The organism is Bacillus sp. SH7-1, from assembly GCF_008042405.1.
Lineage (GTDB): Bacteria > Bacillota > Bacilli > Bacillales > Bacillaceae_G > Bacillus_A > Bacillus_A thuringiensis_N.
Genome location: NZ_QNUD01000009.1, coordinates 455327 through 478849 on the forward strand (window position 1 = coordinate 455327; position 23523 = coordinate 478849).

Sequence of the window (23523 nt, forward strand, 5' to 3'; positions counted from 1 at the left end):
CTCAACCCCTAGCTACTGTTTGTTTTTCTCTTACAACATACTCTTTCGGCGCTTCTTCTTCACGTAATACACGAAGTGCTCCTTCTGCTAACGCTTCTAACTCATCCTCACCTGGATGTACGATAACATCTGCAATCCAGTCCACTCGTTCTTTAATTTCATCAACAAGAATTTTACTGTACGCAAGTCCACCAGTTAATACGATTGCATCGATTTTCCCGTGAAGCACAGCACTAGCTCCGCCAATTTCTTTTGCAACTTGATATGCCATTGCTTTATAAATAAGAGTTGCTTCAGGATCACCTTTTTCAACCATTTGTTCTACTTTAATTGCATCATTTGTACCGATTAGACTTACAAGTCCACCTTGTCCGACAAGCTGTTTCACCATTTCGTCTCGGTAATACTCACCAGAGAAACACATTTCAACTAGCTGTCCTACTGGTACTGTACCAGCACGCTCTGGGCTAAATGGTCCTTCTCCGTTTAAGCCATTATTTACATCGATAACTTTTCCTTTTTTATGAGCACCAACTGTAATACCGCCGCCCATATGTGTAACTAATAAATTTAAATCCTCGTATTTGTGATTTAATTGGTCAGCTACTTTACGAGCAACAGCTTTTTGATTTAATGCATGGAAAATACTTTTACGTTCCATACCAGCAATACCACTTATACGAGCAATTGGCTCCATCTCATCTACAACGACAGGATCCACAATGAATGCAGGAATATTTAATCCAGAAGCAATTTCATAGGCTAAAATGCCTCCGAGATTTGAAGCGTGATGACCACTAAACCCATTTTTTAAATCTTCTAACATCGCATCGTTTACTGTATACGTACCGCCTTCGATTGGACGAAGTAATCCACCACGCCCACAAACAGCGTTTAATTTTGAAATGTTAATACCATGAGAATGTAGAACTTCTAAAATCGTTTCTTTACGAAACTCATATTGGTCGATAATTCGCTTATATTTTCCAATCTGTTCTACGTCATGACGAATCGTTTCTTCTAGAACAGGTCTTTCATTATCAAAAACACCAATTTTTGTGGATGTACTACCTGGGTTAATAACAAGAATTCGATTTACAGACAATGTTGCAACCTCCACTAATAAATTTAAAAGGAAGTGGAAACCTCATACGAGGTATCCACACCTTTTGTAAAAGTTATATATGAATGATTAGCGACGGCTAATAATATCGTGACCGTTGCGTAAGTATGTGCTACGAGAGTTTTTTAAGCTTGCAATGCGCTCTTCAGCTAGACGATCTGCTGCTACATAAGTTGCTATGCCATCGCGTTTTGAAATTTCGATTACTTTTGCGATTGTGTCATAGATAGACTCAACACGTTTTAGTGCACGTTCTCTATTGTATCCATATAATTCGTCTGCTACGTTAATTACGCCACCTGCATTAATAACATAGTCTGGTGCGTATACAATACCCATTTCATGAATGACGTCACCGTGACGTTCTTCTTTTAATTGGTTATTTGCAGAACCTGCGATTACTTTTGCTTTAAGTTGTGGAATAGTTTCATCATTAACTGTTGCGCCTAGTGCACATGGTGCGTAAATATCACATTCAACACCGTAAATTTCATTTGGCTCAACTGCTGTTGCACCGAATTCTTCTACTGCACGTTGTACAGCTTCTTTATTAATATCTGTAACGATTAATTTTGCTCCTTCAGCGTGTAAATGTTTGCATAGGTGATATGCTACGTTACCAACGCCTTGAACAGCAATTACTTTTCCTTCTAAATTATCAGTACCGAAAGCTTCTTTCGCAGCTGCTTTCATACCACGGTAAACACCGTATGCAGTTACTGGAGATGGGTTACCAGAAGAACCGAATGATGGTGAAATACCTGTTACAAAGTCAGTTTCTTCGTGGATAATATCCATATCATCTACTGTTGTACCAACATCTTCAGCTGTAATGTAACGTCCGTTTAGTCCTTGAATGTAACGTCCTAATGCACGGAACATCGCTTCGCTCTTATCTTTACGTGGATCACCGATAATTACTGTTTTCGCACCACCTAAGTTTAAGCCAGCTGCTGCGTTTTTGTATGTCATTCCTTTTGCAAGACGCAATGCATCTTCAATCGCCGCTTCTTCAGAATCATATGTCCACATTCTTGTTCCACCAAGAGCTGGTCCAAGTGTTGTATCATGAATTGCAATGATTGCTTTTAAACCAGATTCTTTATCTTGACAAAATACTACTTGCTCATAATCATATTTTTCTAAGTATTCGAAGATTTCTAATGTCATTGTCGTTTCCCCCTAGTGTTTTACCCTATTTGGTTTATTTTGAAGCAGTCGCAACTGCCAATGCTAATGAATATACTTTTGTTTCTGCTGAATCAGCACGAGATGTTAAAACAATCGGTGCTTTTGCGCCAGCAATCATTGCTCCTACTTTTGCATCCGCAAAGTATATGAGTGATTTGTATAGCACATTTCCAGCTTCAATCGTTGGGACGAGTAAAATGTCTGCCTTACCTGCTACATCACTTACTATGCCTTTATGTTCTGCTGCAATTTGTGATACTGCATTATCTAAAGCAAGTGGTCCATCAACGACACAATTTTTAATTTGTCCGCGGCGATTCATTTGAGTTAACATCGCTGCATCAATTGTTGCTTGCATCGCAGGATTCACAACCTCTACCGCTGCAATGGGTGCTACCTTTGGCAAATCCATTCCTATTGCCCGGGCAACTTCTACAGTATTCTGTATAATAGCAGCTTTTTGTGTTACATCAGGTGCAATGTTCATCGCTGCATCCGTAACAAAAATCAGACGATCGTAATTTGGAACTTCAAATGCTGCAACGTGTGAAAGTACGCTACCTTTACGAAGTCCCCACTCTTTATTTAATACAGCTTTCAAAATATTTGCTGTTGGGATGTTCCCCTTCATAAGCACATCTGCTTCGCCATTTCTTACAGCTTTAACAGAAAGTTCTGCAGCCTCAGCACTTGATGCTGCCGCAATCACTTCAATATGTTCTGAAGTTTGTAAACCATGTTCTTGTAGCATCCCCATTATTTTTTCTTGATTTCCATATAGACGAAATTGAGCTAGCTGTAATGTAATTGCTTTCGCTACAGCTTCAATTACTTCATGATCTTCAGCTACTGCTATAGCCACAGTTTTTTTAGGTTGGCCAGCCGCTTGATCAATTAAGTGTTCTAACTTCATATTTTGTAATCAACCCTTTCCGTCGTCCCTCGTCTTTTTATAAAGCAAATACCGTGCCAACTTTTAAAAGTGGTCTTACCAATAATGAAAACGCATTCAAAATGCAGTAAAATCAATACTTTGGAAAATAACAAAAGATTCTGTCTTATTTTGTCACTTTTTGTATACCATGCAATAAATTGCACGGTACGCAATTTATTGCATGCTATTTTTTGCACACTCATATTTTTCTAGCTTGTAATATAAATTTCGAACCGAAATTCCTAACGCTCTTGCCGTTTGCGTTTTATTTCCACCAAACCTCTCTAAATATTCGTGAATGATATTCCCTTCAAACTCTGTCACTAAATGTTCTAGTGGCTTTTCTTCTAACTCAGGTAATAAATGTGTTTGCTTTGACTCCACCTGCTCTTCGTTATGTAATGGCGGTAAATGGTGTACATCAATATAGGTCTCGTTATAATTCATAAAGATAATAGCTCTCCCCAAAATATTTTCAAGTTCCCTCACATTCCCTGGCCATTCATATGATTGTAAATATGAAATAGCCGAATCAGTGAGCCCCTCTATATTTCGGCCATAATCTTGGTTTATTTTTTGAATTAATCTTTCTGCGATTGCCGGTATATCCCCTTTACGCTGACGAAGAGATGGAATTTGAATTGGAATTTTATTTAACCGATAATATAAATCCTCCCTAAACTCTCCTTCTAGAATGGCTTTTTCTAAATTCACATGTGTCGCCGCAATTACCCTAACATTTATAGGGATTGCTTTCGTGCCACCAACTTTTACAATCTCTTTTTCTTGCAACACGCGAAGGAGTTTCGCTTGTGTATTTGCAGACAGTTCTCCTATTTCATCTAAAAAGATACTGCCGTTATTCGCTTCCTCAAAGAATCCACGCTTCCCGCCTCTTTTCGCTCCAGAAAATGCACCTTCCTCATAACCGAATAATTCACTTTCTAACAACGTCTCCGAAATAGCCGCACAGTTTACACGAACGAATTTATTATATTTTCGATTACTTCCATTATGGATGGCATGCGCAAATAATTCTTTACCTGTCCCTGACTCTCCGCGTAGTAATACTGTTGCTGGTGTATTCGCCCCAAGTTTTGCCTGTTCAATCGCAGCCGTTGTTTCATCTGAATTTCCGACAATATCCTCAAATGAATATTTTGCTTCTAACGTTCGAATAATTTGCCTTGCTCTATTCAATTCATTTGTTAACTTTTGAATTTCTGATACGTCACGAATTACACCGACGCTTCCTTTCAATATTCCATCAACGATAACTGGCGCTACGTTTACAATTACATCTCGCTTTTTCTGCCCAATCTTCATATGTATGCCGCGTACCGCCCTACGTGTTCGAAGTACTTTCATATGCATACTTTCACCTTCTACAATATCGGTTGTAGCTGGTTTCCCAATAATGTCCTCTTCTGTTAAACCTGTTAATTTCGTATACGCAGGATTAATTACTAACCCTCTTCCTTTTTCATCCACAACTGAAATTGCTTCCTCAGAGGAGTTGATAATCGCCTCAAGTAACGTTTGAATCTCTTTTAAATCCGTAACTTCTTCTGCAAGGTCTACCACTTCTGTTATATCTTTAAAAATCGCAAATGCCCCTTGCACCTCGCCTCCCTCTTTTAATATCGGAATGCGGGTTGTAATAATTTTCTTTTCATTTTCCAACGTCAGTTCATAATTCACTTCTATTTGTTTCGTACGTATAATACGAAGCAACTTACTAGTCGGAATAACTTCTAAAATATATTTCCCCACCGCATCTTCCTTTTTATATCCGATAATACGCTCTGCACTTTTATTAAATAGGCGAACTTGTCCCTCTCGATCGATCACAATCATACCGTCATGCGTAGAATTTAAAATTAAATCCCCTTGCTGCGTCTGTTCTTCTAACTTTCCAATTAAATCTTCCTTCTCATGTGCTAATCTCGTAACAATTTTCGCAATATCACCTGGTATAAGAAGAGTATCTTTATGCTTTTTCTTTAATAACTCTTTATGTAAATCATCATCACCTGTCATATCAAACATTACATCAATGCGCATAGAAAGAAACGGCGTTACACTCTCTCCAATTGTAACCCCGTACTCCTTAGCCATTTGCAATCCTTTTGCTATCGGATTTATATCAATAATCCCTATAATTTGAAATATATTCGAACTTTGCAACAGATTCAGCAGTGTACTGCCACCTTCACCTGCACCAACAATTAAAACTTTTTGTTTCATATATTACACTTCCTCTCGAAGTATCTCTGCAAAATTTTTCACACCCTTATCTTACTCGTTCAGCCCCCTCTTGACAAACCCCCTTTTCATATAACATCATTAAAATAAACAAAATAATCTGAAAAGGAGCGTTTATATGCAGCGTTACCTTGCTCTATTATTAGCACTCATCCCTATTTCATTAGCTGTGTTTGGCATTAAGTTAATGAGAGATACTGTATTCGGGATCCTATTTCCCCCACTCTCTATACTATGGTTACAATTTTTAATCGGCGCTCTCTGCTTCGCGCTCGGGTTTTATATTTTTGGTGGCTTCGTCTTACACCGAGACCGTAAACGAAATAAAGTACAAGCTCGCTTTAGAAGATAGGAAAGCCCTGCTATTTACACATAAAAAATGAGACCGTTACACGCGGTCTCATTTTTTTATTTGCAATAACGTTCTTGCCGTTTCAGGATAATCCGTAATAATCCCCGATATATTCATCTCAAAATATTTCAGCATAAGTGTTTCTTCATTAATTGTATAGGGCCGAACCTCTACATCACTTTCCATCGTTAGTTCAGCAATGGCATCTTGAAGATAACGATAATTAGGATGCACCGCAGTAGCTCCCATCTTTTTCGCATATGCCCACGGGCTATGCAAGCCTTCACGATATAAAATCGCTGTTTGAATATCAGGAGCCATCATATGACACCTTTTCATACTGTAATGATTAAATGAAGAAAATATAACACGATCTTCTAGATTAAATTTCCGTACAAGCGTTATAACTTCTTCCTCTAAGCCTCTGTATGGAATTTTATTATTTTTAAGTTCAATATTAAGTAGCAACTCTGTTTTTTCAATCCATTCTAACACCTCTTCTAAAAGAGGTATTTTACAAAATCCTACTTTATCACCAAATTTATAGCTCGCATCTAATTTACATAAATCCTCATATAAATAATTTCGAACCGCACCTTTTCCATTCGTTGTCCGGTTCACTGTTTCATCATGAATGACGACAACCTTTCCGTCTTTCGTTAATTGAACATCAAGCTCAATTCCATCTGCCTTAAAAGATTCAGCTGCTTCAAATGAAATCATCGTATTTTCTGGGTACGTTCCTGCTGCACCACGATGTGCAAATATAAGAGTCATCCTCACTCCCCCAATCTTATGCTATACTATACGAAAAAGGAGGTACTTCTATGAGACCATTACAAATTTCGCCAGACACTGCAGTCCGCCTATCAAAAGCACTAGGTGTTCCACTTGAACAACTTATGCATATGCCGCAGCACATTTTAATTCAAAAGTTAGTTGAATTAGAAAAACAAAATAAAGACGAAGAATAATACAGTCCTGTTTTGCAGGACTTTTTATTATTTTCTATTATATCATGGATGACTTCCTTGCTAAAATCCCTCATCAGATATACCGTGATTCAATTTAACCCTTGCTTCAAACATGTATAGTCAATTAAAAGATCCCCTCTTTTCTGTTAACTCCTATCAGTTATTTTAGGACTTTCTTTTACATATTCGCTTCTGAATCCCATACCTCTACAAATTCAAAACCTTTTAAATCACTTTCTAACACTGCATTTCTAAATTCATCTGATACCAAAACATAGTTCGGGTGAATCTTTCCATTTATATACAATTTAAAAATCATTTCATTTTGAACAACACTAGGAATAAATACAAATTTTTCACAGCCTATTATTAAACCTGAACTTAATTTTTCAAATATTGTATTATTAATATCAAGTGCATCTAATACACGTAAAACGTGAATAGCATAGTATTTTTCGTTCGCTGCTTTGTGAATTAGTGGTAAAAATTCAACATTATTTCCTACTAAAGATTCTAATACTGACTTAGCTTTCTCACTAATTATTTGTAAACCCGATTTCCCCCAAAAAATAGGACAATCACTTTGATATCCTTCATCTACAGTCTCAATAAATTTAGCTGTCCATGAATCTAATAAACTTACTGTAGAATTAAAATCGTTTTTAAAATATTTCTTGTCCTCTTCATAATTTAATAATTGAAAAGTTTGATAATCATTGGTTGAACTTTTTAATTGCCAAATTTTCATATGTATATTCTCCTTTACAATTTGTTAACTGCTATATAATTATTCTTTTGGTTCATTTAATCTTATCTTACCTTCTAATAAATCTTGTCTTATTTTGTGCAAAACTTCAGCTACATCAGCTTGTGTACCACCCATTTCTATAACACTATTTAGTCTTTCTGTTACCTCTCTTATATACTCTTTAGAATGGCTACCTATATGTAAGACTTCAGTAGTCACATATTCATTCACTTTATACGGTAAAAATACCCCATTGGAAGCAGAATCATGATGTATCTCAATCTCTTTTAATAATTCCTGTGCTTCCACTGCCCTGCTATCATTCCAAGGTACAATGTGATGTGCTGCATTAGAATATGGGGGTGGCTCAATCCCTGCATCCTTAAGTTCTTCACGTAATATTTTAGATGCTGTATACGAATCAGGATACTCATTTTTCACTTCAACTCTATCAAGAACTTTATCCGCATAATCTTTTATTACTTCTTGTACACCTTTAACTCTACTTCTTCCACCAGTTTCGGAAAACATAAATGTATCCCGGGCTTCTTGTAAAGCTTCAAAAGTTTTTATCTGATTGCTACCAAAGCCATTAGTACCCGCAAATGCAAATCGGTCTTTCAATGGTAATTGATTCGAAGCAGACGAGATACCTTCTGAGAATTTTGTTAAATTCGTACCTTTTGCGAGTGTAGTTACTTTACTTATTCCTTTGTCACCCATCAATCCTAATCCAAGCCCCATAAAATACTTGTTCCCCATTTTGTACGACTCTCTGCATCACCATGCCAAAAATCATTCATAAATGAATCCGAAACAGCATTCCAAGCAGTAAAGATTGTCTCTATAGGATGACCTATAGCATACTTAATATTTTCTTTTGTTACCGTATCGTCTAGTGAATCAAATCCTTCTACAATTCCCCCAATAACTTGCCCAGAACCAACGTATATACCGTCCCAAATTTTTCTAAGCATAGATTTTTCAGAGGGTTTGCCGCACATTGCCCCTTCTTCTACCTTTTCATCTGATAAATTCCCATCAACTAAATTAACACCATAACGTTCATCAGCATTACGAAACTTTTCAGCAGCGTGCATTAGTTCTTCTGCAATCTTATCAAATTCCCGAAACACATTAAACATTTGAGGTTTTGTTTCATTAAACATCTGATAAAACCTTTGACTCGTTGCACCATTCTACATTAAAGCTACGTATTCCGTTTGGTTATATAATTCTTTATGTATTTGTTCTAACCTATTTTTAGTTTCAAGAACAAGCTTTGCTGACTGTTCTAGCCGTTCTCGCTTAATCTTTATTTGCGTCATGCCACCCCTTCTCTATACAATATTTTACAAAAGAATAATATTATGTTAAGATATTTCACTGTACTAAATATTCGGAATTTTAGATCCTGAAATTTAATCACTCCTTTTAAAGAAGTTGAAACGAAGCTGTCTGCTAGATAAAGCAAATAAACACGGGAACCCTATCAAAAATATCCCCATTTAACTTCCTCTTTGCAGAATCAAGCATTCGCCTTACTCTTTCGGAGTGATTTATATAGTATAAACTGAAACTTTAATCAGTGGGATTTTGTTCGTCCCCATTGATTATTATTTGAGCCAATCGGGCGTTCCCGGGCAGTTGATCTCCCACCGAATTTTAAAGTAAGAGTCTTATCGCCCGTTAATGCGGGATAAATCACCTAAATCTCGATATGATAATTGTGTGCTTTTTATCAACAAAAAACCTCCTAATTACCGGAATTAAAATCCCAATAATTAAGAGGTTTTTAAATTAACCGCCAATTACCTATGTACTTTATTGCCTACATACGTAATTCGTTGGTTATTAAATTTTATTATGAAATACACTTAACATCTTGATACAACAACGATTAGCTAGCCTTATGTTCAAGTCTCAACTTATCCGCAACCATTGCGATAAACTCGGAGTTCGTAGGTTTTGCTTTTGACATGGATACTGTATAACCGAATAAGGACGAAATAGAATCAATATTTCCACGACTCCATGCTACTTCAATTGCGTGACGGATTGCACGCTCAACACGGCTTGCTGTTGTATTATATTTTTTCGCGATATCTGGATACAATACTTTCGTAATAGATCCAAGTAATTCTATATCGTTATACACCATAGAGATTGCTTCCCTTAAGTACATATATCCTTTAATATGAGCAGGTACACCAATTTCATGAATGATACTCGTAATGCTCGCATCTAAGTTTTTCGGCTTTCCATCTATTGTCGTTGCTGAACGGAAAGATGGAAGTGGACGTTTAATAGTAGCGTTTGCCTTACCGCTCACTTGACGAATATGACTCGTTAAATTCTCCATATCAAATGGTTTTAATATGAAATAGGAAGCACCTAAGTCGACTGCTTTTTTCGTCACATCTTCTTGCCCAAATGCCGTCAACATAATTACGCTAGGCTGTCTTAACCTTTCAATATGTCGCATTTTCTCTAGTACAGCTAAACCATCTAAATGTGGCATAATAATATCTAAAACAAGTACATCCGGCTGCTTATCTTTTAATAAATTTAAACACTCTTGACCATTATAAGCAGTACCGATTACTTCCATATCATCTTGAGCAGCTACATAACTCTCTAACATTGATACTAATTCTTTATTATCATCCACAAGACATACTTTAATTTTCTCCACAGCTTTTCCTCCCTTACCGAATCGATTCTCCGACATGTGTATCCTTCTAGGCTACATGAATTGTTCGACAATTGTGTGAAAATTCCCTTTTAAAGTTTGTTACTTTCCGATAAAATCACAAAAAAATATGTTTATCGTTCATTTATTCCCTTTCGCAACACATTCCATCATAGAAATACAACGAAACGTTCAACCCTTTTCTTTTATTTTACAACAAAAAACACCTCTTGCGGAGCTTTTACAAAATTTCAACGAATTTTTCAATAGAAAAGCGAGCTAATTATTAATTAGCTCGCTTTTCTTTCTTGATCATAAATGTTAATTCCAGCCTCATGTAACATCCATTCAATATGAACACCATAGCCGGATGTTGGATCATTTACAAATACATGTGTAACAGCACCAATTACTTTCCCATTTTGTACAATTGGGCTTCCGCTCATCCCTTGTACGATACCACCCGTTTTTGCTAATAAACGTTTGTCTGTCACTTTTATGACCATGCCTTTTGTCGCCGGAAACTTTTGCGGCACTGTGCTAACAACTTCAATATCAAACGCTTCTACTTTATCTTGAGCAATAACTGTTAATATTTTTGCAGGTCCCTCTTTTACTTGATGGGATAGTGCAATAGGCATTGCTTTATCCATTACGCCATTTGTCATATTTGTATTCAATTTGCCAAAAATACCAAATGGACTATTTATTGTAATATTACCAATCACTTCACGATCTGGTGAGAACCTCGCTAATTTCTCTCCTGGATTCCCATGACTACCTCTTTCAATTGATGTAACTGTCGAACGCATAATTTGTCCATCTTCAACTTGAATCGGCTTTTTCGTATCGTTATCAGAAATGACGTGACCAAGTGCCCCATACTTCATAGAATCTGGATGAACAAATGTCATTGTTCCGATTCCAGCTGCCGAATCACGAATATATAAACCAATGCGATAAGACGATTCTCCACTGTCTTTTTGTGGTGTTAATTTAGTGCGGATATGTTTTCCATCTCTTAACAAAACAAGATTAAGTGGTTCACCTGTTTCACCACTATTATGAATAAATGGTGCTACATCACTCATTCTTTCAATTGTTTTACCATTAATTTCAGTAATCATATCTCCAATTTGTACACCAGCTGTTTCACCAGGAGATACTTTCCCTTTTTCAGTTTGAATTAAATGATGGCCTACAACAAGTACCCCTTTTGTGTTTAACTTCACACCAATTGATTGTCCACCTGGAATAACTTTGAAATCTTTTAATACTTTCACATTTACTTTTTTCACTGGAAAACCAGCAAGTTGAAACACCATATCTGCTTCACCATTTTGATGAGAATTTACCATAAGTCCTTGTTTTTTTTCATTTGAACTTACTGTAAACACATGACGATCTGTTGATGCAGCTTTAAATACTGGTAATGAAGCTATTTCTGATTGTTGTCCTTCAAAAACAACAAGTTGCTTTGGGGATGAGATAAACGTCTGAAGCGGTTTAAAACACCCAATAAAAACTAAAGAAACAAGGAGAAAAATACCTATTATTTTGCGAAATCTTTCTAATTTCAATTTGTTCACTCTCCTCGCTCCTACCCCACATTCAGCCTCTTGGCTTCACTTTTTAATCTCTCCTTGCAGTGCTTTATTTATAACCGGAAGAATTAAGAAATCATCATTTGAGAAAAAAAGCTATCCATTACTGGATAGCCTCTGCTGTCTGTTTAAAATGATGCGCTTGCGTAAGTAATTCTTTCGCATGTTCTGTCGTTAAATCTGTAATTTCCACACCCGAAATCATTCGAGCTATTTCTGTTACTTTATCCTCCATAGTTAAAACGGTAACTGACGTAATTGTTCGATCATTCGCTACTTGTTTTCGAATAAATAAATGCGAATCCGCCATTGAAGCTACTTGAGGTAAGTGCGTAATACAAAGTACTTGCGAGTTTACTGATACTCTATAAATTTTTTCTGCAATAGCCTGTGCGACCCGGCCACTTACACCCGTATCCACTTCATCAAAAATAACAGATGCAACACCTTGATGCTTAGAAAAAATGCTTTTTAAAGCTAAAATAATACGAGATAACTCTCCACCAGAAGCGACTTTTGAAAGTGGTTTTAGCGGCTCACCTGGATTTGTTGAAATATAAAATTCCACATGATCGTAGCCATCCGCCGTAAGTCTTACCGGCGCTCCCTCCACAAGTGGCTCTTCAGCATTTCCTTCTCGCTTCATAATTCTCACTTCAAATTTTGTTTTTTCCATGTATAATTCTTTTAATTCCTGATGAATGGCATTTGTAAGATGCTCTGCAAGCTCATGACGCATATTACTTAACAACGTTGCTTCTTTCAGAATAACACTTTCTAATTCCTTTAACTGCTTCTTCGTCGTTTCAATATGAACGTCTTTATTTTCAATCGTAAAAATTTCCTGTTCAATTTTATCAGCATACGCTAAAATCTCTTCTACAGTATTTCCATATTTTCTCTTTAGCATACGAATCTCATTCAAACGTGTTTCGATTTCATCTAAACGATTTGGATCATATTCCATCATATCGAGCTTTTCTCTCAGTTGATAGGCAACCTCTTCTAATAAGTAATAGCTATTTGCAATTGAATCATGATTCTCTTGATACACTTCATCTAAATGTGTAATACTTTCCATTTGCCCCATTGCACTTCTTACATTATCTAACCCTTGTCCGTCGGCACTTAACGAACGATATGCATCACCTAACGCTTTATAAATCTTTTCAAAATTAGAAATTTGCAATCGTTCCTCAGTTAATTCATTTTCTTCATCCATCTTTAAATCCGCCTTGCGAATTTCTTCATGTTGAAATTGAATTAAATCTAAGCGATGTGCCATTTGTTGCTCATTTTCACTTAACGATTTCAATTGTTTTTTTAATTTTTCATAGTCAGCGTATACGTTTTGATATATGTCTAATTGTTTAACGATTCGATCCCCATCAAAGTGATCAAGCATAAACAGATGTCGTTCTTCATTCATTAAATCTTGCGTTTCGTGCTGTCCATGAATATCAACAAGTGTTTTCCCAATTTCTTTTAATATGCTAAGTGTAACAAGCTTCCCATTTACACGACATACACTCTTCCCGTTCGCAGCAATATCACGCTTTAAAATAATCATGCCATCTTCTATTTCTATATCTAACTCTTCTGCCTTTTCAATACATGGATGCTTCTCATCTTCAACATAAAATAGCCCTTCAATCTCAGCCTTTTCTGTTCCATATCGAACAAATTCTGCTGACCCACGGCCACCTACAAGTAAACTAATTGCATCAATAATAATCGATTTTCCGGCCCCTGTTTCACCGCTTAAAACCGTTAAACCTTTTTGAAAAGAAATATTTAATGCTTCAATAATAGCAAAGTTTCTAATCGATAATTCCGATAACAATGCCCCATTCACCTCGTTATAAACTAATCCCCTATTAAGGGCTTTTCTCAGTTATTTATTCAAATAGTCATACTATATGTTTGTATGTATAAATTACTTTTCTAACCGCTCCATTGTACCAAACATTTGTTTTACGGGTCAATCCACCTATTTTCTTATTTTATTCAAAGAAAATATTATATTACAATTAAAAATTCATGTTTTTAACCCATAAAAATATCCTGTTCACTTTCCACTTTACAGAGGAAAGCAAACAAGATTTTTTTGTTACAGCATATTTAAGAAACGATCAGAGACAACACCTGTATCTTCAGGTGTACGGCAAATAATTAAGCAAGTATCATCACCACAGATGGTTCCGATGATCTCATCCCACTCTAAATGATCAATAAGTGCCCCAAGTGAATGAGCGTTACCAGGCAATGTTTTTAGCACAAGCATATGTCCTGCCGTGTCTAATTTTACAAATGAATCCACTAGATTTCGTTTTAATTTTTGTAACGGGTTAAATCGTTGATCTGCTGGCAAGCTATATTTATAGCGCCCATCATGTAATGGCACCTTCACTAAGTGCAGTTCTTTAATATCGCGCGATACTGTTGCTTGCGTTACATTAAATCCCTCATTACGTAAAATATCAACTAATTCATCTTGTGTTTCAATTTCTTTGTTTGCAATAATTTCCCTGATTTTAATATGGCGCTGACCTTTATTCATACATTTGCACCTCACACTATCTCTTACCATAGTTTAAACATTGGTATACTTCACTTATTTATGTTAACTTATAATTCGTTTCTTGTACACAATTGTTTTTACAATCATTATACAATTACAGCAAAAAGAGGAACAACATATGTTATTCCCCTTTCCCTTTTTGTTTTAGAACGTCATGCGCTTCTGTAACAACTTGCTCTATAGAAATCGGAGAATGATTTTCGCCATTCTCACGTTCACCATGCCATTTCAGATGAATTAAAAATTCAATATTACCATCCCCACCCGTAATTGGTGAGAATGTTAAACCTTCCACATCATAGCCTTCTTTTAAAGCAAACTCGACAATCATTTCTACAACAGCTTCATGTACTTTTCTATCGCGAACGATACCTTTTTTCCCAACTTGCTCTCTTCCAGCTTCAAACTGCGGTTTAATTAACGCTGCTACATCCCCATTAGGCATAAGCATTGTTTTTAAAACTGGCAATATAAGCTTTAATGATATAAATGAAACATCTATACTAGCAAATTGCGGTAAACCACTTTCTAAGTCTGCTGGTGTCACGTAACGGAAGTTTGTCCGTTCCATTACGACAACACGCTCATCTTGGCGCAATTTCCATGCAAGTTGATTGTATCCTACATCTAATGCATAAGATAATTTCGCTCCATTTTGAAGTGCACAATCTGTAAAGCCACCAGTTGATGAACCAATATCTATCATAACTTTATCTTGTAAATCCAGATGAAATGTCTCTAATGCCTTTTCAAGTTTATAACCACCACGGCTTACATACGGCATAACTTGTCCCTTCACCGTAATCTCTGTATCTTGCGGGATTTTCTCTCCTGGCTTATCAAGTCTCATCTCATTCGCATATACAAGTCCGGCCATAATGGCGCGTTTTGCTTTCTCACGTGTTTCTATAAGTCCTCGCTCTACTAATAGTACGTCTACTCTTTCTTTTTTTGCACTCATTTGTTACGCCCTTTTTTGTTTTGATGGAATCATTGTATGAATACGGTCTACAACAGCATCTGTCGTTAAACCAATTTCTTCTAATAATTTTGTTACACTACCGTGCTCTATGAAACGGTCTGGAATACCCATTCTTTCAATTAACGCCCTATGGTACCCGTTCTCAGACGCAAATTCAACTACTCCCGTTCCAAAACCACCGATTAAACACGCTTCTTCAATCGTTAAAATCGGTATATTTTTTCCTAAGAGATCATGTAAATATGCTTCATCCATCGGTTTAATAAAGCGAGCGTTCACTACTTTCACTGAAATTCCAGCCTTTTCAAGACGCTCAGCTGCTTCCATTGCCATTGGTATTGTCGTACCAAATGTTAAAATAGCCGCTTGTGTACCTTCTTTTAACGTTTCCCATGAACCGATTGGAATCGCCTTTAGTTCTTCATCCATATGAACACCAAGTCCATTACCACGCGCATAACGTAATGCGATTGGTCCATCTTCATATTGCATCGCCGTATATACTAAATGTTGCCCTTCATTTTCATCTTTTGGCATCATTAGTACCATATTCGGCAAGTGGCGTAAGAATGAAATATCAAATACACCTTGATGCGTTTCACCATCTGCTCCTACTAAACCAGAGCGATCGATTCCGATGAAAACATTTAAATTTTGACGGCATATATCATGAACAACTTGGTCATATGCTCTTTGTAAAAATGTTGAATAAATCGCTAAGAATGGCTTCATACCTTGCGTTGCCATACCCGCTGCCATTGTTGTAGCATGCTGTTCTGCAATACCTACATCAATCATACGATCTGGGAATTCTTTTTGGAATTTCTCAAGTTTCGATCCAACAGGCATTGCAGGTGTAATTGCAACGATACGCTCATCCGCTCTCGCTAGCTTAAGTACTGTTTCACTAACAACAGCACTCCATGCTGGTGCAACTTCTTTCGGTTTAACGAAGTCACCTGATTCAATTTTATAAGGTCCTGTTCCATGCCAAGTGCCAATAACATCACTCTCAGCTGGTTTGTAACCTTTTCCTTTTTTCGTAATAACATGAACAAGCACTGGGCCTTTTGTTTTCTTTGCATATTGCAACGTTTCGAATAACTTTTCATAATCATGTCCGTCGACTGGACCTAAATATGTAAAGCCTAACTCTTCGAAAAAGACACCGGATACTAATAAATATTTAAGACTATCTTTTATTTTCTCTGCTGTCGCAGCAACTTTCCCGCCAACTGCTGGGATTTTCTTCAATATATACTCTAGTTCGTCTTTTACCCAATGGTATTTTCCTGCGGTACGTAGACGTCCAAGAACATTATGAAGTGCACCAACGTTTGGCGCAATTGACATTTCATTATCATTCAAAATAACAATCATGTCTGTTTTTTCATGTCCAATATGGTTCAATGCTTCTAAAGCCATTCCGCCCGTTAAAGCACCATCACCAATGATTGGTATAACATATTCTTTCGTTTTCTTTAAATCACGTGCTAGAGCCATTCCCATTGCAGCAGATAATGATGTTGAGCTATGGCCAGTTTCCCACACATCGTGCTCACTCTCGCAACGTTTTGGGAAACCACATAGACCTTGATATTGCCTTAATGTGCCGAATTCTTTTGCACGTCCTGTCAAAATTTTATGTACATAGGATTGATGTCCTACGTCCCATAAAAATTTATCTTTCGGACTATCAAATAATTTATGCAGAGCAATTGTGAGTTCTACTACACCTAAATTAGGTGCAATATGTCCACCTGTTTGAGAGAGCTCTTCAATTAAAAACTTACGAATATCCTCACTCAATTCCTCTAGTTCATTAATAGACATATCTTTCAAAAAACTAGGGTTTTGAATTTGCGTTAGATCCACATGGATCACTCACTTTCATTTCATAATCTGTCAACATGTCAAATATTATAAAAAACATTTACACCAAACAAGAAATTCTCTTTTTTATCTTTTACCTTATCCTGCTATTACCCAGTCTATTGCGCCCTAAACCTATTATAAACCATATTTCTTTAGGCGATGAAAAAAATAGCCGCTAACACGAAGTGATAACGGCAATGTAATCTACATATATTTTTGCCAATAACAAGAAAAGAAAAACCTTTCCTACATTTATATCATAAAATGATGAATGACTCAACAAATGAAAACGCTGTTATATTAGTTATTACGTTTTGCAATCAAATCGCAAATAGATAGTAAATATTCATCTTGTAATTGCAAGGAACCAATAGCATCTTTTGCTTTTGCAATTGTTTCTTCTAAAATATCCTTCGCTCTATCTATAGTAAATAACGTCGTATATGTGCTCTTTTCGTTGGAAACATCACTACCAATCGGTTTTCCAATCTCTTCTTCGGTTCCTTCCACATCTAAAATATCATCTCGAATTTGGAAAGCTAGGCCGATATATTTTGCAAACGCAAGTAACTTTTCTTCCTGCTCTTCTGTAGCATCAGAAAGGATCGACCCTGCGAGCACCGCGAATTCAAGTAGTTTCCCGGTCTTATGCTTATGGATGTACTCTAGTTCATCAAGCGTAAGCTGTTTTCCTTCAGCTTCCATATCTGCCACTTGTCCGCCAACCATTCCTTCTGGCCCTGCCGCTTTTGCAAGCTCAAGTACAAGTCTTACTTTTTTCTCAGCAGAGATTTCCTTTTGCTCATATGCCATAATAACTTGAAACGCATACGTCAATAGAGCATCGCCTGCTAAAACTGCCATCGCTTCACCAAATACTTTATGATTTGTAGGCTTCCCTCTTCTTAAATCATCATCATCCATACAAGGTAAATCATCATGAACTAACGAGTATGTATGTATCATTTCAAGAGCACAAGCTGCACCTACTCCAAGATTTCTGTCTTTACCAAACGCTTGTAATGTTGCAAATACAAGTAACGGGCGGAGACGCTTTCCACCCGCTTCCAAAGAATATGCCATCGCTTCACGAAGTACATTTGGACATTGCAATTCATTTGCATAGCTTACAAGCTTCTCTTCTACGAAAGTTTTACTTTCTTTCAAAAAAGTATCAAAAGCAATTGTCACTATGCTTCATCTCCTAAAGCAGTAAACGGTTCAAGCTCTCCATCTTCCCCAAGAATAACTGCCATTTGTTCTTGTACGTTCTTCAACTTCTCATCACAAAGCTTAGATAATTCCATACCCTCTTTAAAATAAGAAATTGCTTCTTCTAAAGGTACGTCACCTTGCTCTAGCTTAGAAACGAGATGCTCAAGTTGCGAAATTGCCTCTTCAAAGCTTAATTTATTTTCCATTATTCAATTCACGCTCCTCTATGCCTGATACGCTACAATCTAGTATTCCATCTTGTAATTGAACTGAAACAGCATCTCCAAGGCTGACATCTTTCACACTTTTTAACACTTGCTTCTCTTCATCATATACAAGCCCGTACCCTCTCATCATTACTTTAAGCGGACTTAGCGCTTCAAGTTTTTGAGCAGCTCTTACAAAGGCAAATTCTTTCGTTTGAAGTAATGTTTGCATTTCACGTTGCAATTGCTTTTGCAATGTTTCAACTGCTACCTTTGTTTGCATAATTTTTTGAGATGGGTGGTGCTTCTCTAAATAAAATGAAAGCTGTTTTAACTGATTTACCTTTTTATCAATATAGCGCTCTTTCGCTAACACAAGCTGTTCTAACGCTCTATCCAATTGCTCTTCTTTTTGCTCATATACTTGTCTTGGATAACGGAACGCATAAGATTTTTGCAATACTTGTAGTTTTTCTTCTTTTTTATGTACTAACTCTCTCATTGCTCTTTGCAATCTTAGAGTTCTTTGTAATACCTTTTCTTGTAACTCTATAATGTTAGGCGCTGCCATTTCAGCCGCTGCAGTCGGTGTTGGCGCTCGTAAATCAGCAACAAAATCCGCAATTGTAAAGTCTGTTTCATGACCTACTGCTGAAATAATAGGGATTTCACTCTTGAAAATGGCCCTTGCAACCGTTTCTTCATTAAACGCCCATAATTCCTCAATAGAGCCTCCACCGCGCCCAACAATTAGGACATCTATCTCTTCCATTTCATTCGCTGTACGAATCGCTTGTACAATCGAGGGAGCTGCTGACTCCCCCTGTACAAGCACTGGAAACACAATAATATTTCCAATTGGATAACGCCGTTTAATCGTTGTTATAATATCACGAATTGCTGCCCCTGTTGGTGACGTAATCACACCTATTGTTTTAGCATAAGGAGGAATTGTTTTTTTATAAACTTGAGAAAACAAGCCTTCTTCCTCTAAACGAACCTTTAGTTGTTCGTAAGCTAGATGCAGGTTTCCGATTCCGTCAGGCTGCATGTCTTGAATATAAATTTGATAAGAACCACTCGCCTCGTAAACAGAGATTTTCCCTTTCACGAGTACCTTCATCCCATTTTCAGGTCTGAATTTAATATTACGATTATGACCCGCAAACATAACCGCTGCGATTCTTGCATTTTCATCTTTTAATGTAAAATACATGTGGCCACGGCTATGATTTTTAAAGTTGGAAATTTCACCTTTTAACCAAACAGACTGCAAATGCGGGTCATATTCTATTTTTGTTTTTATATAGCGCGTTAACGCTGTAACGGTTAAATATTGTTTCTCCATTTCTCTCTCCTCATAGCCGACTCAAATTATTTACAAACGACACCTGCACGTTTAGCAGATTCAACAGTATTATGAAGAAGCATTGTGATCGTCATTGGACCAACGCCTTTTGGCACAGGTGTAATGTAACCTGCAACATCTAACACGTTGTCAAAGTCAACATCGCCACAAAGTTTACCTGTTTCTAAACGGTTTACACCAACGTCGATTATAACCGCTCCTTCTTTAATATAATCAGCTGTTACCATTTTAGGTCGTCCAACAGCTACGATTAAAATATCAGCTAGCTTCGTTAACTCTTTCATATTTTGCGTCTTAGAATGACAATATGTGACAGTTGCATTTTCATTTAAGAACAATTGTCCCACTGGCTTGCCGACAATATTACTTCTTCCAACTACTACAACATGTTTTCCTGAGATATCAAGGTTTGTTTCTTTTACTAATTCTACAATACCGTGCGGTGTACATGGAAGGAATGTATCTTGTCCCGTCATCATGCGTCCCACACTGATTGGGTGAAATCCATCTACATCTTTTTCTGGTGAAATTCTTTCAATGATAGCTTTTTCTTCAATATGTTTTGGTAAAGGTAATTGCACTAATATACCATTAATACGGTCATCGCCATTTAAGCGATCGATTTCAGCAAGTAAACGCTCCTCCGTAATTGTTTCAGGAAGTTCAATTAGCTCTGAATAGATTCCTACTTGTTCACAGCCCTTTTCTTTTCCTTTTACATAAGAACGAGACGCTGGATCTTCTCCAACTAGAATAACTGCTAATCCTGGTACAATCCCTTGCTCTTTCAACTTCACAACTTCTTCTGTTAATTGTGTTCGTTTTTTCTCCGCAACTTCATTTCCTTTGATGATTACTGCTACCATTTTAAGATTCCCCCTTAAAGAAATTACAGTGTATCTTTTATATTAGATAAAACGCCGTTAATAAAACGACGAGATTCCTCATCCCCAAATGTTTTAGCAATTTCAATTGCCTCGTTAATTGTTACGTTGTGTGGAACTTCTTCCATGTATTTCATTTCATACACAGCTAGACGTAAAATACTGCGATCAACAATACTAATACGCTCAAGTTTCCATTTTTTTAAGTTTTGACGAATCGCTTCATCAATTACTTCTTTATTTTCTACAAAACCTACTACAAGTGATTCTAAAAACTCATTTGTTTCTTCACCTTCATCTAGCGTGTTTTCCACCGCTATTTTCGGTTCTAATTCACCTGTAATATCCATTTGATATAATGCTTGCATAGCTCTTTCTCTAGCCGTCCTACGTTTCATTGTAACTCTCCTTTATGCTTCAAGTCTTTCCTTATGCTTTGTTATATTATTATAATTTATAAGCCGTCAATTCACTTACCCTTACAGTTTTCATTGATTTTCCAACCTTATAATACAATGATAATAACACAATTTATCGTTTCATACACGGGTTACAAGGCTGAAAAATAATAAAAAGATTAACTTCAAGTTCCATATCTTATCACAATGTACGTTTTTTGGAAAAACGAAACATTTTCTTTTAAATTTCTTTTTTTTTGAAATAGTATAATAATTAGAGGGTTTTAATTTGTGAAGAAATGAAACGATAAAAAAGATGCCTATGTTACTAGGCACCTTTTCCATTCTTACACTGGTTCAATTTCTGTTTTTTGTGTTTCGAATGTTACGCCAACGATGTGAACATTCACTTCTTTTGGCTCAAGCCCTGTCATTGTAAAGAGTGCTTGGCGAATGTTGTCTTGAATCTTTTGTGCAACAACTGGAATTGCTACGCCAAAATACATCACAACATAAAGGTCAACGATAATATCTTCGTTTGCTAATTCAACCTTTACACCTTTACCATGATTTTTCTTACCTAACTTCTCAACAACATCTGTAGCAAAATTCCCACGCATTGCCGCTACACCTTCTACCTCAGCAGCTGCAATACCTGCGATTACTTCAATTACTTCTGGTGCAATTTCTACTTTACCAAGAGTTGTATCTTGACCCATATCTAACATATGTTCAGCCATGAAAAAAAACCTCCTTTAATGTATCACTGCGTCACAAGTTCATGCTCTTCCAAAAATTTCGTATTAAACTCACCTTTTACAAAATCAGGATGATCTAGCAATTGCAAATGGAACGGGATTGTTGTATGTACGCCTTCAATGACAAACTCACTGAGTGCACGCTTCATTTTTGCAATTGCCTCTTCACGTGTTTTTCCGTGAACAATTAATTTAGCAACCATCGAATCATAGAAAGGTGGGATTGAATATCCCGGATATACAGCTGAATCGACGCGAATACCAAATCCGCCTGGTGGCAAGTACATTTCTACTTTACCCGGAGATGGCATAAATTTTTTGGCAGGGTTTTCCGCATTAATTCGGCATTCAATTGCCCAACCATTAAATTGTACTTCTTCTTGCTGTAACGATAACTTTTCTCCAGAAGCAACACGAATTTGTTCTTTAATTAAATCCATCCCTGTTACCATTTCAGTAACCGGATGCTCAACTTGAATTCTCGTATTCATCTCCATGAAATAAAAGGTTTTCGTTTTATATTCATAAATAAACTCAACCGTACCAGCACCTGTATAATCAACCGCTACCGCCGCTTTTACTGCCGCCTCACCCATCTGCTTGCGCACATTTTCATCAAGTGCAGGTGATGGGCTTTCTTCTAGCAGTTTTTGCAAGCGGCGCTGAATTGTACAATCACGCTCTCCTAAATGAATGGCATTTCCGTGTGTATCTGCCATTATTTGAATCTCAACATGGCGGAAATCTTCAACGTACTTTTCTAAGTATACACCAGGGTTCCCAAAAGCGGTACTAGCTTCTTGCTGTGTAATTTGAATTCCTTTTACAAGCTCTTCTTCATGGCGTGCAACACGAATACCTTTTCCACCGCCACCTGCAGTCGCTTTAATAATAACTGGATATCCAATTTGATTAGCAAGTTCAATCGCTTCTTCGGTATTTTTAATAATCCCTTGTGAACCTGGTACAATCGGAACCCCTGCTTCTTTCATTGTATCACGAGCAACGTCTTTTGTGCCCATCTTTGAAATAGCTTCTGGACTTGGGCCGATAAAAATTAAGTTACATTCACGGCATAACTCTGCGAAATCTGCATTCTCTGCTAAAAATCCGTATCCCGGATGAATAGCATCGCAACCTGTTAACTTCGCAACACTAATAATGTTCGTTAAATTTAAATAGCTTTCTTTCGAAACGGTTGGCCCTACACAATACGCCTCATCTGCAATTTGTACGTGAAGTGACTCTTTATCTGCTTCTGAATAAATTGCGACTGTTTCAATATCCATTTCTTTACAAGCACGAATAATTCGTACAGCAATTTCCCCACGATTGGCTATTAATACTTTTTTTATCATCACAAAGACTCCCT

General features: G+C 36.8%; 21 protein-coding genes and 1 pseudogene. 2 read left to right on the plus strand and 20 right to left on the minus strand.

Translation table 11 applies throughout. The features are described from left to right. Position 1 precedes the first annotated feature (1 nt). The 4 genes from buk to DN390_RS11415 form a co-directional block, all read right to left on the minus strand. Positions 2-1105, minus strand: a complete 1104-nt coding sequence (gene buk, locus DN390_RS11395) for a butyrate kinase (RefSeq protein ID WP_060632217.1) — start codon at positions 1103-1105, stop codon at positions 2-4. 87 nt (positions 1106-1192) lie between these two features. Then, positions 1193-2293: a leucine dehydrogenase gene (locus tag DN390_RS11400; RefSeq protein ID WP_060632218.1), complete on the minus strand. Its 1101-nt coding sequence runs from the start codon at positions 2291-2293 to the stop codon at positions 1193-1195. 34 nt (positions 2294-2327) lie between these two features. After that, on the minus strand, positions 2328-3227 hold the full coding sequence (gene yqiS, locus DN390_RS11405) for a phosphate butyryltransferase (protein ID WP_147807363.1): 900 nt from the start codon (positions 3225-3227) through the stop codon (positions 2328-2330). Positions 3228-3422: 195 nt separating this feature from the next. Next, a complete protein-coding gene (locus DN390_RS11415; protein ID WP_060632221.1) occupies positions 3423-5495 on the minus strand; it encodes a sigma-54 interaction domain-containing protein in 2073 nt (690 codons plus the stop codon). Between the two features lie 136 nt (positions 5496-5631). On the opposite strand from DN390_RS11415, the gene DN390_RS11420 reads away from it, so the two are divergent. Next, positions 5632-5865, plus strand: coding sequence for a DUF2627 domain-containing protein (locus tag DN390_RS11420; RefSeq protein ID WP_001190187.1), 234 nt, complete (start codon positions 5632-5634; stop codon positions 5863-5865). 48 nt (positions 5866-5913) lie between these two features. Here the strand turns inward: DN390_RS11420 and DN390_RS11425 are convergent, their stop codons facing one another. Beyond that, positions 5914-6642 carry a glycerophosphodiester phosphodiesterase gene (locus tag DN390_RS11425; protein WP_147807364.1) on the minus strand — a complete coding sequence of 243 codons (729 nt, stop codon included), beginning with the start codon at positions 6640-6642 and terminating at the stop codon, positions 5914-5916. A gap of 50 nt (positions 6643-6692) precedes the next feature. Between DN390_RS11425 and DN390_RS11430 the strand changes: the two genes are divergently transcribed. After that, entirely contained in the window at positions 6693-6839 is a 147-nt protein-coding gene (locus DN390_RS11430; RefSeq protein WP_001247671.1) for a YycC family protein, read from the plus strand. Positions 6840-7017: 178 nt separating this feature from the next. On the opposite strand, the gene DN390_RS11435 is transcribed toward DN390_RS11430, so the two are convergent. The 15 genes and pseudogenes from DN390_RS11435 to accC form a co-directional block, all read right to left on the minus strand. After that, on the minus strand, positions 7018-7587 hold the full coding sequence (locus DN390_RS11435) for an imm11 family protein (RefSeq protein WP_048550751.1): 570 nt from the start codon (positions 7585-7587) through the stop codon (positions 7018-7020). Between the two features lie 39 nt (positions 7588-7626). Further along, positions 7627-8915: pseudogene (locus DN390_RS30615) on the minus strand (WXG100 family type VII secretion target). Between the two features lie 572 nt (positions 8916-9487). Continuing rightward, positions 9488-10282 (minus strand): sporulation transcription factor Spo0A, encoded by a 795-nt coding sequence (gene spo0A, locus DN390_RS11445; protein ID WP_033686380.1) that lies wholly within the window; start codon positions 10280-10282, stop codon positions 9488-9490. A 287-nt stretch (positions 10283-10569) separates the two neighbouring features. Next, positions 10570-11868, minus strand: coding sequence for a SpoIVB peptidase (gene spoIVB / locus DN390_RS11455; protein WP_147807365.1), 1299 nt, complete (start codon positions 11866-11868; stop codon positions 10570-10572). 118 nt (positions 11869-11986) lie between these two features. Beyond that, the gene (gene recN / locus DN390_RS11460; protein ID WP_000947767.1) at positions 11987-13726 is read right to left on the minus strand and encodes a DNA repair protein RecN; all 1740 of its coding nucleotides are present in this window, start codon (positions 13724-13726) and stop codon (positions 11987-11989) included. Between the two features lie 267 nt (positions 13727-13993). Next, positions 13994-14443, minus strand: coding sequence for an arginine repressor ArgR (gene argR / locus DN390_RS11465; RefSeq protein ID WP_001032581.1), 450 nt, complete (start codon positions 14441-14443; stop codon positions 13994-13996). A gap of 142 nt (positions 14444-14585) precedes the next feature. Then, a complete protein-coding gene (locus DN390_RS11470) occupies positions 14586-15425 on the minus strand; it encodes a TlyA family RNA methyltransferase (RefSeq protein WP_060632226.1) in 840 nt (279 codons plus the stop codon). A gap of 3 nt (positions 15426-15428) precedes the next feature. Continuing rightward, positions 15429-17321 (minus strand): 1-deoxy-D-xylulose-5-phosphate synthase, encoded by a 1893-nt coding sequence (gene dxs, locus DN390_RS11475; protein ID WP_147807366.1) that lies wholly within the window; start codon positions 17319-17321, stop codon positions 15429-15431. 300 nt (positions 17322-17621) lie between these two features. Then, positions 17622-18512, minus strand: a complete 891-nt coding sequence (gene ispA / locus DN390_RS11480) for a (2E,6E)-farnesyl diphosphate synthase (RefSeq protein WP_147807367.1) — start codon at positions 18510-18512, stop codon at positions 17622-17624. Then, positions 18512-18742 (minus strand): exodeoxyribonuclease VII small subunit, encoded by a 231-nt coding sequence (gene xseB, locus DN390_RS11485; protein WP_000428423.1) that lies wholly within the window; start codon positions 18740-18742, stop codon positions 18512-18514. Before xseB ends, ispA begins: the two co-directional genes overlap by 1 nt. Then, positions 18732-20090, minus strand: a complete 1359-nt coding sequence (xseA, locus tag DN390_RS11490) for an exodeoxyribonuclease VII large subunit (protein ID WP_147807368.1) — start codon at positions 20088-20090, stop codon at positions 18732-18734. Before xseA ends, xseB begins: the two co-directional genes overlap by 11 nt. Positions 20091-20116: 26 nt before the next feature. Further along, a complete protein-coding gene (folD, locus tag DN390_RS11495) occupies positions 20117-20977 on the minus strand; it encodes a bifunctional methylenetetrahydrofolate dehydrogenase/methenyltetrahydrofolate cyclohydrolase FolD (RefSeq protein ID WP_147807369.1) in 861 nt (286 codons plus the stop codon). Positions 20978-21000: 23 nt separating this feature from the next. Next, the gene (gene nusB / locus DN390_RS11500) at positions 21001-21393 is read right to left on the minus strand and encodes a N utilization substance protein NusB (protein ID WP_063222997.1); all 393 of its coding nucleotides are present in this window, start codon (positions 21391-21393) and stop codon (positions 21001-21003) included. A 347-nt stretch (positions 21394-21740) separates the two neighbouring features. Next, positions 21741-22133 carry an Asp23/Gls24 family envelope stress response protein gene (locus tag DN390_RS11505; RefSeq protein ID WP_000807630.1) on the minus strand — a complete coding sequence of 131 codons (393 nt, stop codon included), beginning with the start codon at positions 22131-22133 and terminating at the stop codon, positions 21741-21743. Between the two features lie 23 nt (positions 22134-22156). Then, positions 22157-23509, minus strand: a complete 1353-nt coding sequence (accC, locus tag DN390_RS11510) for an acetyl-CoA carboxylase biotin carboxylase subunit (RefSeq protein ID WP_060632231.1) — start codon at positions 23507-23509, stop codon at positions 22157-22159. Positions 23510-23523: the final 14 nt, after the last annotated feature.

What these genes read in the sequence shown, in the direction of transcription:
- DN390_RS11400 (WP_060632218.1), bottom strand. Translation starts at nt 2,293, where the DNA reads ATGACATTAGAAATCTTCGAATACTTAGAAAAATATGATTATGAGCAA.
- yqiS (WP_147807363.1), bottom strand. Translation starts at nt 3,227, where the DNA reads ATGAAGTTAGAACACTTAATTGATCAAGCGGCTGGCCAACCTAAAAAA.
- DN390_RS11415 (WP_060632221.1), bottom strand. Translation starts at nt 5,495, where the DNA reads ATGAAACAAAAAGTTTTAATTGTTGGTGCAGGTGAAGGTGGCAGTACA.
- DN390_RS11420 (WP_001190187.1), top strand. Translation starts at nt 5,632, where the DNA reads ATGCAGCGTTACCTTGCTCTATTATTAGCACTCATCCCTATTTCATTA.
- DN390_RS11425 (WP_147807364.1), bottom strand. Translation starts at nt 6,642, where the DNA reads ATGACTCTTATATTTGCACATCGTGGTGCAGCAGGAACGTACCCAGAA.
- DN390_RS11430 (WP_001247671.1), top strand. Translation starts at nt 6,693, where the DNA reads ATGAGACCATTACAAATTTCGCCAGACACTGCAGTCCGCCTATCAAAA.
- DN390_RS11435 (WP_048550751.1), bottom strand. Translation starts at nt 7,587, where the DNA reads ATGAAAATTTGGCAATTAAAAAGTTCAACCAATGATTATCAAACTTTT.
- argR (WP_001032581.1), bottom strand. Translation starts at nt 14,443, where the DNA reads ATGAATAAAGGTCAGCGCCATATTAAAATCAGGGAAATTATTGCAAAC.
- DN390_RS11470 (WP_060632226.1), bottom strand. Translation starts at nt 15,425, where the DNA reads ATGAGTGCAAAAAAAGAAAGAGTAGACGTACTATTAGTAGAGCGAGGA.
- xseB (WP_000428423.1), bottom strand. Translation starts at nt 18,742, where the DNA reads ATGGAAAATAAATTAAGCTTTGAAGAGGCAATTTCGCAACTTGAGCAT.
- xseA (WP_147807368.1), bottom strand. Translation starts at nt 20,090, where the DNA reads ATGGAGAAACAATATTTAACCGTTACAGCGTTAACGCGCTATATAAAA.
- folD (WP_147807369.1), bottom strand. Translation starts at nt 20,977, where the DNA reads ATGGTAGCAGTAATCATCAAAGGAAATGAAGTTGCGGAGAAAAAACGA.
- nusB (WP_063222997.1), bottom strand. Translation starts at nt 21,393, where the DNA reads ATGAAACGTAGGACGGCTAGAGAAAGAGCTATGCAAGCATTATATCAA.
- DN390_RS11505 (WP_000807630.1), bottom strand. Translation starts at nt 22,133, where the DNA reads ATGGCTGAACATATGTTAGATATGGGTCAAGATACAACTCTTGGTAAA.
- accC (WP_060632231.1), bottom strand. Translation starts at nt 23,509, where the DNA reads ATGATAAAAAAAGTATTAATAGCCAATCGTGGGGAAATTGCTGTACGA.